The organism is Streptomyces sp. NPDC002643 (assembly GCF_053592555.1).
Map to the genome: position 1 here is coordinate 367,865 of NZ_JBSFVY010000005.1, position 10,375 is coordinate 378,239.

At 71.8% G+C, this 10,375-nt stretch carries 7 protein-coding genes; 2 read left to right on the forward strand and 5 right to left on the reverse strand.

What is annotated here, in order from left to right; translation table 11 throughout:
* Window positions 1-10: 10 nt before the first annotated feature.
* On the reverse strand, window positions 11-2,074 hold the full coding sequence (locus ACWD4G_RS10465; RefSeq protein WP_451292222.1) for an ATP-binding protein: 2,064 nt from the start codon (window positions 2,072-2,074) through the stop codon (window positions 11-13).
* Between the two features lie 478 nt (window positions 2,075-2,552).
* Here ACWD4G_RS10465 and ACWD4G_RS10470 point away from each other — a divergent pair, with 478 nt between their 5' ends.
* Window positions 2,553-5,237, forward strand: coding sequence for a LuxR C-terminal-related transcriptional regulator (locus tag ACWD4G_RS10470; RefSeq protein WP_451292224.1), 2,685 nt, complete (start codon window positions 2,553-2,555; stop codon window positions 5,235-5,237).
* Here ACWD4G_RS10470 and rfbB read toward each other — a convergent pair.
* The 3 genes from rfbB to ACWD4G_RS10485 all read right to left on the reverse strand — a co-directional run bounded on the left by rfbB (window position 5,227) and on the right by ACWD4G_RS10485 (window position 8,978).
* Window positions 5,227-6,312 (reverse strand): dTDP-glucose 4,6-dehydratase, encoded by a 1,086-nt coding sequence (gene rfbB, locus ACWD4G_RS10475; RefSeq protein ID WP_451292226.1) that lies wholly within the window; start codon window positions 6,310-6,312, stop codon window positions 5,227-5,229. The genes ACWD4G_RS10470 and rfbB overlap by 11 nt on opposite strands.
* Window positions 6,309-7,373, reverse strand: a complete 1,065-nt coding sequence (locus ACWD4G_RS10480) for a glucose-1-phosphate thymidylyltransferase (protein ID WP_451292228.1) — start codon at window positions 7,371-7,373, stop codon at window positions 6,309-6,311. The genes rfbB and ACWD4G_RS10480 overlap by 4 nt, the downstream gene beginning before the upstream one ends.
* Window positions 7,374-7,793: 420 nt before the next feature.
* Window positions 7,794-8,978 (reverse strand): cytochrome P450, encoded by a 1,185-nt coding sequence (locus tag ACWD4G_RS10485; protein WP_451292230.1) that lies wholly within the window; start codon window positions 8,976-8,978, stop codon window positions 7,794-7,796.
* Between ACWD4G_RS10485 and ACWD4G_RS10490 the strand changes: the two genes are divergently transcribed.
* Complete coding sequence (locus ACWD4G_RS10490; RefSeq protein ID WP_451292232.1) at window positions 8,968-9,117, forward strand: hypothetical protein; 150 nt, start codon at window positions 8,968-8,970, stop codon at window positions 9,115-9,117. The two genes, ACWD4G_RS10485 and ACWD4G_RS10490, sit on opposite strands and share 11 nt — an antisense overlap.
* On the opposite strand, the gene ACWD4G_RS10495 is transcribed toward ACWD4G_RS10490, so the two are convergent.
* Window positions 9,107-10,366 carry a glycosyltransferase gene (locus ACWD4G_RS10495; protein ID WP_451292233.1) on the reverse strand — a complete coding sequence of 420 codons (1,260 nt, stop codon included), beginning with the start codon at window positions 10,364-10,366 and terminating at the stop codon, window positions 9,107-9,109. The genes ACWD4G_RS10490 and ACWD4G_RS10495 overlap by 11 nt on opposite strands.
* Window positions 10,367-10,375 lie beyond the last annotated feature (9 nt).

The window sequence follows — 10,375 nt, forward strand, 5'->3', positions numbered from 1 at the left end:
GTGCCGGGGGTTACTCGGCCGGTGGATCTCCCGACCCGGGCTCCCGGTGCCAGAGGAGTTCGCAGACGCGGTCGATGCCCTGGGAGAGATGGCGACGGTAGGTGCCGAAGGGCAGGCCCAGGCGTTCGGCCGCGGCCTCCTGGGTGGGGGCGCTGTCGAAGAAGGCCGCCGTGACCGCCCGGTGGAGTTTGTCGCCCTGCCGGTCCCCTCGAAGGCGGTCCACCGCCTCGGTCAGGGCGGCCCGGAGCGAGGCGACCGGGTCGGCGCCGGGAGGGAGGGCGGCCAGGCGGGTGTGGAGCAGGGGGTTGGCCGCGAGCGCGTCGGGCCGGTGCCAGGAGCGCAGCGCGTTCCGTATCGCCTTGTCGAACTCCGGCCGGGACAGCCGGGCCCGCGCCGCCGTCCCGGTGGCGGGGTCCTCCGGCGGCGGGTCCCAGTCGCCCGCGTTCATCCGGTCCATCCGGTCCAGCCACTCCTCCAGCGGCACCTCGCGCCAGTCGTTGCCGAACAGCCCGTACTGCCGGCCGTCGACCCACACCGTGGGAGGCGGCGCCGCGTGCGCGAAGTAGCCGTGTCCCCGCACGAGTTCGGGGTCCTTCATGACCGTGCACGACCAGGCCAGGCCCTCGACGAACAGCTGGGCCAGGGTGCGGGTGCTGATGACGTCGAACACGGGCGACGGGGAGGGCTGGACGCTCACCATGAACCGGCCCACGGCGATGTGCTCCCCCTCCCGCAGCGGAGCCTTCCCCCGCAGATGCTCCCAGGCCGCCGCGACCACGGGGTCGGCGCCCTCGTCCTCCTCGCGGCGCTCGGTGAGCCGTAGCCAGGTCAGAAAGCCGAGGAGGTCGCCCGTGCCCGCGTCGCGGTAGACGTGGAACGCCCCGGGCTGCCGGTCGAGCCAGTGCCGCACGATGGCCACCGTCGTCTCGGTGCCCTCCTTGGCCGCCATCCGCAGCACCCCCTCCCGGTCCCCGGCGCTGAACGCGTCCTCCACCACGTGCTGCCGTCCGCCGCCGTCGTACCAGCCGGGCAGGAACCCGTCGCGCTGCAGGAACAGCAGCGCGTCCGACAGGGCCAGCTCGTCCGCACCCGTGCCACGGGTCCGCCGGACGCGGTCGATGAGATGGGACAGAATCCGGCGGTGCACGGCACGACCGCGCCGCGGGTCCCGCCAGCGCATGTCCGCCGCCAGCACCTCCCGCACCACGTCGTGCGGGAAGATGCCGCCGGGGGCGGACTCCATGAACGGCAGCCCGCGCAGCCAGCGGAACAGCGTCCACGCGTCGGCCTCCGGCAGCGCGGAGCGCAGCAGCCCCTCGTCGGTCGCGCCCGCGTACGCGGCGATCTCCAGCGCCCGCCAGTGCGCCGGCGAGGGCACCTCGCCGACCAGCCGGGACACCAGCATCCCGATGACGTCGGGCGTCGGGGTCCAGGCACCGGCGTGCCCGAAGTCGCGTACGGCCACCTCGGCGGCCAGGGAGAGGGCCAGCGGATGGCCACCGGCGAACGCCACCACGTCGGGCCGCCGGGCCGGTCGGACACCACGGGCCGCCAGCAGGGCGATCGCCTCGTCGCGCGGCAGGTCCGCCAGCCGCAGCACCCGCAGGATCTCGGCCCAGCCCGGCTCCGCCCGCCAGGCGTCACCCGGAGGCCGCCGCCCCGCGAGGGCCACCAGCGAGCCCGCGGGCAGCCGGGGCAGGAAGCACTCGCGCAGCCACCCTTCCAGCGGCCGGTACGCCTCGAAGGTGTCGACCAGCAGCACCGGGCGGTGGGACGTGAGGGCCTCGGCCGCGTCCGCCTCGAAGGCCGACGGGGTGCGTTCCCCGTGGCGTCCGTCGAGTTCGATCACCGGGCGGCCGGCCGCGCGGGCCTCCTCGCCGAAGCGTCGCAGCAGCGTCGATTTGCCGATGCCACCGGGTCCGGTGAGGAAGAGCACCGCGAACGAGTCCGCCGGTCCGTCGAGGGCTGAGCGGAATTGAGCCAATTCCTCGTGCCGCCCGACGAAGGAGCGTAGTCTGGCCGCGCGTAAAAACTGGCCAAGGCTGGCGGGAAACCGGTCATCGCTGCGGGTCATCTTCGAGAGGGCTCCATGGGTGAGTGAGCGGTTTAATGAACAAGATGGTCATCGAAACGATCAGGTTCCAAGCGGCACGCCGGAGACCGGTATCCCTGTGGGCGTGTGCCGATGCCCTTGAGGTCAGGGGGAGTTGCCCTGGTGGGGAAGGTGCGGGTAGCCGTTCGGCCATCTCCCCGCCCATTTTCGCCGAGCGGTTTTCCGGACGGTTTCCGAGCGATTTCCTGGTGGCGGCGGGACGGTAAAGGGGGGATCTTTGGACGGTCTTGCCCCTCGGGCGGGCCCTGTGATCGGATGTGAAATCGCATGATCGAGGTTCTGGTCGATGAGGGAGAAAATGCACAACTCTTCACGGTCGGTAATGGAGAAATGCGAGAAACCGATTTCCGTCGCTGTTCCCGCGAGCGACCCCATTTCCCGGGGGGAAGTGCGCGGTCGGGAACGGCAACTGGCCCGGGCGAGCGAGCGACTGCGCGCCGTGGCGAGCACCGGGCGCGGCACGGTCCTGCTGCTGGAGGCCGCTCCCGGCGCGGGCAAGACCCGCCTTCTCGCGGAAGCCGCCTCGCTCGCCGAGGGCGAAGGCTTCACGGTCCTGGGCGGCGCCCCGGCAGGCCCCGACGCCACCCCCGGAGCCGCGATCGAGGCGGTGCGGGCCCGGCTGCACCGCGCCGGAGCCGCCCGCACCGCCGTCGTACTCGACGACCTGCATCTCGCGGACCTCCCCGCGCTGACAGCGCTGTGCGACCTCGTCACGGCCCTCAGAGGACGCCCGATCCTCTGGCTGCTCGCCTTCACCACGGACCGTGACGCCGCGTCCCACGAGCCCCTGCGGACCTCTCTCACCGGACTCAGAACGAGGCTCCCGGTGGAACAGCTGCCGGAACTCGGACCCATCGAGGGCGACGCGCTGGCGCGACTGGTCGCCGACCGCACCGGAGCCGCCCCCGACCCCGCGCTCCTCGCCCTCGCGGAGAGCGTCAACGACACACCCCGCGCGGTCATCGAGCTGATGCGCGGGCTCGCGGAGGACGACGAGCTGTGCGTGGTCGACGGCGTCTCCCGACTGCAGCCGGGCACCCGCGGCGACACCCCGACCGGGAGCGGTGCCCTGGTGCCCGCCCCCGTGCCGAAACGCTTCTCCGCGATCGTTCAGCAGGGTCTCCGATCCCTGTCCGAGCCCACCCTGAAAGCCCTCAGACTCGCCGCCGTACTCGGCTCACCCTTCGCCCCCGAGGATCTGTCCGCCCTCCTCGACGAAGCACCCGTCGGTCTGCTGGCGGCCGTGGACGAGGCCGTCGACCGGGGCCTGCTCGTCTGCGGCGAACACGACCTCGCCTTCCGCACCGAACCGATCCGGCGCGTCCTCCTCGACTCCGTCCCCGCACCGGTGTGCGCCCTGCTGCGCCGACAGGCCGCGAAGATCCTGCTGCCACGCCCCGACGGCGTCGAACGCGCCGCCCTCCAACTCGTCCACATCGCCCAGCCCGGCAACACGGACGAACTCCGCGTGATCGTCGAAGGCTCCCGCAAGCTGCTGATCGCCGACCCGTCCACCGCGGCCTCGCTCGCCGGCCGCTGCATGGAACTCCTCGCCCCCGGGGACGCCGAGCGGGTACGCCTCGCACGGACCGCCGTCGAGGCGCTCACCAGAGCCGGCCGCCTCGACCGGGCGATCACCCTCGCCAAGGAGACCATCGACGACACCGTCCGACTCGCCGGTCCGCTGCCGGCGGACCTCGCCGAGGACGTCGCCGCGCTACGGGCCGCGATGTCGACCGCGCTGCTGCTCCTCGGCAACGCCCCACTCGCCCGCCGAGCCGCGGGCGACGCACTCGCGGCACAGCAGGACGGATTCCAGCACCGCGAGGCCGTCATCGCCCACCTCGCCGCCTCCTACCTCACCGGCGACGGCACCGCCGTCGACCGCGCCCAGCACATCCTCGGCGCACCCGACCGCCACACCCGTGCCGTACAGGTCGGCGCGATGACCTTCCACGCCTTCGGCCAGTGGCGCGACGGCGACGTCGGCGAGGCCGTGACCACCCTGCGCAAGGCCGTCTCCCTCGACCGCACCGGTGAGGAGGCGCCCATCCTCGACCCCCGCTGGTTCCTCGCCTTCACCCTCACCAGGACCGACGAGTACGAGCAGGCCGCCGCCGTCATCCACAGCGCCGCCGCCACGACCGCCGGCGGGACCGGAACGCTCACCGCCGCCGTCCCCGCCGTGCTCCGCGCCCAACTGCACCTCGCCCAGGGCCGGTTGGACGAGGCCGAGGACGACGCCAGGCTCGGCGTCGGCACCGACGGCCCCTACGTTCCGATGCTCGCCCCGCAGGCCTGGCTGGTCCTCGCCACCGTCGCGCTGCGCCGAGGAGCGCTCGCCCAGGCCGAGGACCACATCAAGACCCTGGAGAAGGACTTCCCCCAACACGCCTCCAGCCCCTGGTGGGTGGCGCGTCTGCTGCTCAACGCGCAACTGGCCGAGGCCCGGGCCGACCCCCTCGCCGCGGCGGAGGCGATCGCCGAGATCGGGGCACAGGCCGGTGCCCTCCGCGAGGTCGTCCTGGAGGAGCCGGCCGTGGCGGCCTGGTGCGTGCGGTGCGCTCTCGCGGCCGACCGGCCCGACCTCGTCCCGACGGTGATCGACGCGACCGAGTACCTCCGTGCGCGCAACCCCGGCGTCCCCTCGGTGGTCGCCATGGCCCTGCACGCCCGCGCGCTCGCCGAGCAGGACGCCGACGCGCTCGACCGGGCCGGGCGGCTGCACCGCAACCCCTGGGCGCAGGCGGCTGCCGCCGAGGACCATGCGGGGGTGTTGCTCGACCGGGGGGAGCGGGAGGCCGCGATCGTCGAGTTCGATCGGGCGATGAGTGCGTTCGGGGCGCTCGGGGGTGAGCGCGATGCCGCTCGGGTGCGGGCGCGGTTGCGGGGGCTGGGGGTGCGGAGGCGGCATTGGACGCATGCGAAGCGGCCGGTGTCCGGGTGGGAGAGTCTCACCAAGACCGAGCGCAAGGTGGCGGAGTTGGTGGCCGGGGGGCTCACCAATCAGCAGGCCGCCCGGCATTTGTTTATTTCACCGCATACGGTGGGGTTTCATCTGCGGCAGATTTATCGGAAGTTGGGGATTCGGTCGCGGACCGCGCTGATTCGGCTTAGGGCGTAGCCCCCCCGGGGGTATGCCGTGTGCCTACTGGGGTGCCTCGATGGGGTGGTTGGCGGGTGCGGGTTTGTTGTGGCTGGTCGCGCCCGCGCGGCGGAGCCGCACATTGATACAGCCCCGCGCCCCTTTTGGGCCTTCGGCCCATCAGGGGCTCCCACCAGGCTCGGTTGGTGGTGTACCACTCGATCGTTTCCCTCAAGCCCTCTTCGAAGGTGATCCGGGGCTTGTGGCCGAAGGCGCGGAGCTTGGTGTCCGTCAATGAGTAGCGGCGGTCGTGGGCCTTGCGGTCCTGGGCCTGGTGGACGCTTTGCCAGGTGGCGTCGAGGGCGGTCAGGAGGCGGGATGTGAGGTCCAGGTTCGTCAGTTCGGCGGTTCCCGGTATGTGGTAGATCCCGCCCGGCTCGCCCCTGTCGGCCACCAGGCGGATCGCCCGGCAGTGGTCGTCCACGTGGACCCAGTCGCGGATGTTGCCGCCGTCGCCGTAGAGCGGGACGGGCAGGCCGTCGAGGAGGTTGGTGACGAAGAGGGGGATGAGCTTCTCGGGGTACTGGTACGGGCCGTAGTTGTTGCCGCAGCGGGTGATGCTCACCGGGAGGCCGTGGGTGCGGGCGTGGGCCAGGGCGATCAGGTCGCCGCCCGCCTTGGCCGCCGCGTAGGGGGAGTTGGGGCTGAGCGGGGCCGTCTCGTCCCAGGAGCCGGTGTCGATGCTGCCGTACACCTCGTCGGTGGAGACATGGACGACGCGCGGGGTGCCGGCGTCCAGGCACGCCTGCATCAGGGTCTGTACGCCGAGGATGTTGCTGTGGACGAACGCGTCGGCGTCGGCTATCGAGCGGTCGACATGGGACTCGGCCGCGAAGTTGACGACCAGGTCGTGGCCGGGGACCAGTTCGGCGAGGAGCCCGGCGTCGCAGATGTCGCCGTGGACGAAGGTGAAGCGGCCCTCGGCGGGCTCCAGGTTGGCCAGGTTGCCGGCGTAGGTCAGCTTGTCGAGGACGGTCAGTTCGTCCTGGCCGGCGTAGGAGCGTACGAAGTGGGAGCCGATGAAGCCGGCGCCGCCCGTGACGAGGATCTTCATGACGCCACCTGCACCTTGCTGTGGTCACCGAGGACGAGACGATGGGCCCGCAGGATGCGCGGGGTCGACGTCACCTCCACCTCGCGTCCGATCAGGGAGCGTTCGACCCGGCGTACGCCCACGATGGACGCGCCGCGCAGCACGATCGAGTACTCCACCTCGCTGTCGACGACCGAGCAGCCGCTGTCGATCGAGGTGAACGGGCCGATGTAGGAGTCGTGGATGCGGGAGCCGGCCGCCACGACCGCCGGGCCGACGATCCGGGAACCGGTGACCGTCGCACCCTTCTCGATCACCACCCGGCCGACCAGCTCGCTGGATTCGACCTCGCCCGAGCAGTCGGCCTCGACGCCGTCCAGGACGAGGCGGTTGACCTCCAGCATGTCGGCGACGTTGCCCGTGTCCTTCCAATAGCCGGACACGAGCGTCGACTCCACCCGGCAGCCCGAGTCGATCAGCTCCTGGACGGCGTCGGTGATCTCCAACTCGCCCCGCCAGGAAGGCTTCAGACGGCTCACGGCCTCGTGGACGCGGGCGCTGAACATATAGACGCCGACCAGCGCGAGATCGCTCTTCGGATGCTCCGGCTTCTCCTCCAGACCGATCACCCGGCCGTCGGCGTCCAGCTCGACCACACCGAACGCGCGCGGGTCCGACACCCGGGTCAACAGGATCTGCGCGTCCGGGCGGTTCACCCGGAAACGGTCCACGAGCGCGTCGATACCGCCGATGATGAAGTTGTCACCGAGGTACATCACGAAGTCGTCGTCGCCGAGATAGTCCCGGGCGATCCCCACGGCGTGGGCGAGGCCCAGCGGTGCCTCCTGCGGGAGGTAGGTGACGTCCAGGCCGAACCGGGAGCCGTCGCCGACCGCGGACTCGATCTCGGCGGCCGTCTCACCGACGACGATGCCGACCTCCCGGATGCCCGCCTCGGCGATCGACTCCAGGCCGTAGAACAGCACCGGCTTGTTGGCGACGGGCACGAGCTGCTTCGCCGAGGTGTGGGTGATCGGCCGCAGCCGGGACCCGGAGCCACCGGCGAGCACGAGCGCCTTCATCGGCGCCCCTGCGCTATGCCGGCGGCGCCGACGCGCCCCCGGAGTACGTCGGCCGCCGTGGGACGCCCCTGCGGTTCGGCCTCAAAGGTAGGAGCCATCATCTCCCCAACTGTCCGTGGAAGGGCCGGATGCGTGATCCATCCTGGTCAGCGGCGAAGGGCCGCACATCCCCCGGCGGCGGCCGCCACGGGTGGGTTTCCGGGTGCCGGTCCGACGTTCCCGGCACCCACCGCCCCCGCAGCCCACGCGACCGCATGGACTCATGACCGGCAGGCCCCCGCCCGTGTGCCCGAATACCAGGCAGGCGCTGCCCGTTCGGCACCCGGAGGTCCGTGCCACCACGTCAAGCCTCCGCGCGCACACGAACGTGCCCTGCCCCTCGACGGTGAGGGGCAGGGCACGCCGGTCTGCGGGTGGTCGTCAGTTCAGTACGGCGGGCAGGGCGCTCAGTCGGCGGATCATCCACTCCGACTCCCACTTGACGGCGGAGCCGGTGCTCAGCCCGGCCTTCGGGAAGCGGCGCAGGAACTCCCGTACGGCGATCTGCGCCTCCAGACGGACCAGGGAGGCGCCGATGCAGTAGTGCATGCCGAGGCCGAAGCTGAGGTGGCCGTGTCCGCCCCGGGCCGCCTCGAAGCTGTCGGCGCCCTCGTCCGGCTCACGGTTCGCCGCCGCGATACTGACCTGCACCGCGGCGCCCTTCGGGATCAGATAGCCGCCGAGTTCGATGTCCTCGGTGGGGAAGCGCCAGGTGGGGTGCGGGAACGGGGGGTGCACCCGCAGGGTCTCCTCGATCCAGCTCTTGATCTCCTCGTCGGTGCCCGGCCGCTCCTGAGGAGGCCGCCGCAGCGCCTCGTACAGGGCCGCGGAGATCAGGCTGCCCGTCGTCTCGTAACCGGTGATGATCATGCCCACGGTCCAGACGATGACCTCGCCCTCGGTGACCTCGTCCGGTCCGTCGGCGGCGGCGAGGAAGCCCGTGATCACACCGTCCCGCAGCGGGGCCGGGTTCTTCACCCAGCTCTCGACGGCCCCGAACAGCGCGCCGACCGCCTCCTTGCGGGCCGGGTAGTCGGAGGAGTACAGCATGACATCGGTGATGCCGCGCAGCCGCCGCTCGGCCTCCAGAGGCAGCCCGAGCATCTCGGAGATGAAGGCCAGCGGCACCCGGTGGGTGTAGTCCGTGACCACATCGACCTCGGCGGACTCCGAGGAACGGGACTCCTCCAACTCGTCCAGGAAACCGCCCACCTTGACACCGACCCGCTCGCCCCACCGCTCGGTGTTGCGCGGGCTCAGCACCGGCTGATGGACCCGCCGGATACGGGCGTGGTCCTCGCCATCGCTCATGATCATGGCGCGGGCGTACTCCGGGGGCGGCTGTGAGCCCACCATCAGGCCCGGCTTGCGCATGAAGTCGGGGACCAGGGTGATGTCCTTGGCCATCTTCGGATGGGTGAGCGCGGTCCGCACCAACTCCGGGTCGCACACCACCCAGGCCTGCTCCTCCAGGTAGGGGATGCGCACGACCGGCGCCACCCGCGCGGCGGCCAGCAGCTCCGGCATACAGTCGAACGGCCCCGGATCGACGGGCATGTCGGTCATGGGGGCTTCCAACAAGCCGGCCGGGCAGGTCGGGCCGGTCGCGCCGGTCGGTTCGGCCGAGGCAGCCGGCTCAGTTGATTCGGCCGGCTCGGTCGATTCGGTCGGCTCGGTCGTCTTCGTGTGGGTGTTCAACGGGTGATACCTCCGGTGGGAATCTGGCCCTGGGAATCGGCCATGGACTCGATGAGATCGGCGGCCCGTCGGGGGGCGTCGAGGCTTCGGTGCTCCTGGGCCAGTGCGCGCGCCCGCTCCCGGTGGCGGCCGTCACGCAGCACGGTGGTCACCGCGTCGCGCAGGCCCGCCTCGGACACGGGCCGCCGTTTGAGGACGACCCCGGCACCGGACCACTCCACCCGCGCGGCCACGTCGGGCTTCTCCTCCGAGCCCGGGACGACGACCAGGGGCACCCCTTCGGCGAGGGCCGCGTTGACGCCGTTGTAGCCGCCGTTGGTCACCATCGCGTCCACCTTCGGCAGCAAGTGGTGGTAGGGGATGAACCGCTCCAGCCGTACGTTGCGGGGCAGCGGGCGGAGCCGGTCGACGTCCAGGTCGCTGCCGGTGGTGACCACGACGAGGACGTCCTGGTCGGCCAGGGCCCGCACGGCGGGGCCGAGCAGTCCGTCGACGTCGTTGGCGGTGGTGCCCTGGGTGATCAGCACCACCGGGCGGTCGCCCTCCAACTCCCCCCACCAGGCGGGCGGGTCGAAGTTCTCCGGTGGCGTTCCGAGGAGGGGGCCCACGAAGTGCGTGCCCGGGAGCAGATCACTGCGGGGGAACTCGAAGGACGGCACGGTGCCCAGGAGATAGAGGGCCGGCGGACGGGCGATGTTCTCCATGGCGGAGGTGCGCAGCCGGTCCAGGCCGACCTGGGCCCGGACGCGGTCGGCCTCCTGGCGCATGTCCCGCATCACCACCTGGTCGGAGACGAACCGGAGCAGCGCGTTGCGCGTCCGGCCCAGCGGTGACGCACTCGGCCCGAGGCCCCGGCCCAGGGGGGCGGTGTCCCGGCTGCCGAGGATGTAGACCGAGTTGGCCAGCCAGGCCAGGGGGATGCCCGTGCGTTCGCTCGTGAAGCAGGCGCCGTAGCACATGTCGTCGGAGAGGAGGCAGTCGGCGGGGAACCGTTCGAGGATCTTCGACAGGTCGTCCATCTGGCGGGGCGCGGTCCGGTAGAAGATGTCCCGGACCCCGATCTTGAAGTTCGCGAGGCCGCTGAGGCCCGCGTGCTCGGGGTAGGCCTCCTCGCGGCTTCTGCCGCCGAAGTCCAGCTCCGGGCTCATGGGTTCGAAGTGCGCCCCGGTCCGCTCCACCTGCCGCCGGAAGGCCCGGCCGGTGTACCACCGCACATCGTGGCCGCGCCGGGCCAGTTCGCATGCGACCTCCAGCATGCTCACGAC

Excerpts from the sequence above, each read along its gene's own strand:
- ACWD4G_RS10465 (WP_451292222.1), bottom strand. The coding sequence starts at position 2,074 with ATGACCCGCAGCGATGACCGGTTTCCCGCCAGCCTTGGCCAGTTTTTA.
- rfbB (WP_451292226.1), bottom strand. The coding sequence starts at position 6,312 with ATGAAGATCCTCGTCACGGGCGGCGCCGGCTTCATCGGCTCCCACTTC.
- ACWD4G_RS10480 (WP_451292228.1), bottom strand. The coding sequence starts at position 7,373 with ATGAAGGCGCTCGTGCTCGCCGGTGGCTCCGGGTCCCGGCTGCGGCCG.
- ACWD4G_RS10490 (WP_451292232.1), top strand. The coding sequence starts at position 8,968 with ATGTCGGTCATGGGGGCTTCCAACAAGCCGGCCGGGCAGGTCGGGCCG.
- ACWD4G_RS10485 (WP_451292230.1), bottom strand. The coding sequence starts at position 8,978 with ATGACCGACATGCCCGTCGATCCGGGGCCGTTCGACTGTATGCCGGAG.
- ACWD4G_RS10495 (WP_451292233.1), bottom strand. The coding sequence starts at position 10,366 with ATGCTGGAGGTCGCATGCGAACTGGCCCGGCGCGGCCACGATGTGCGG.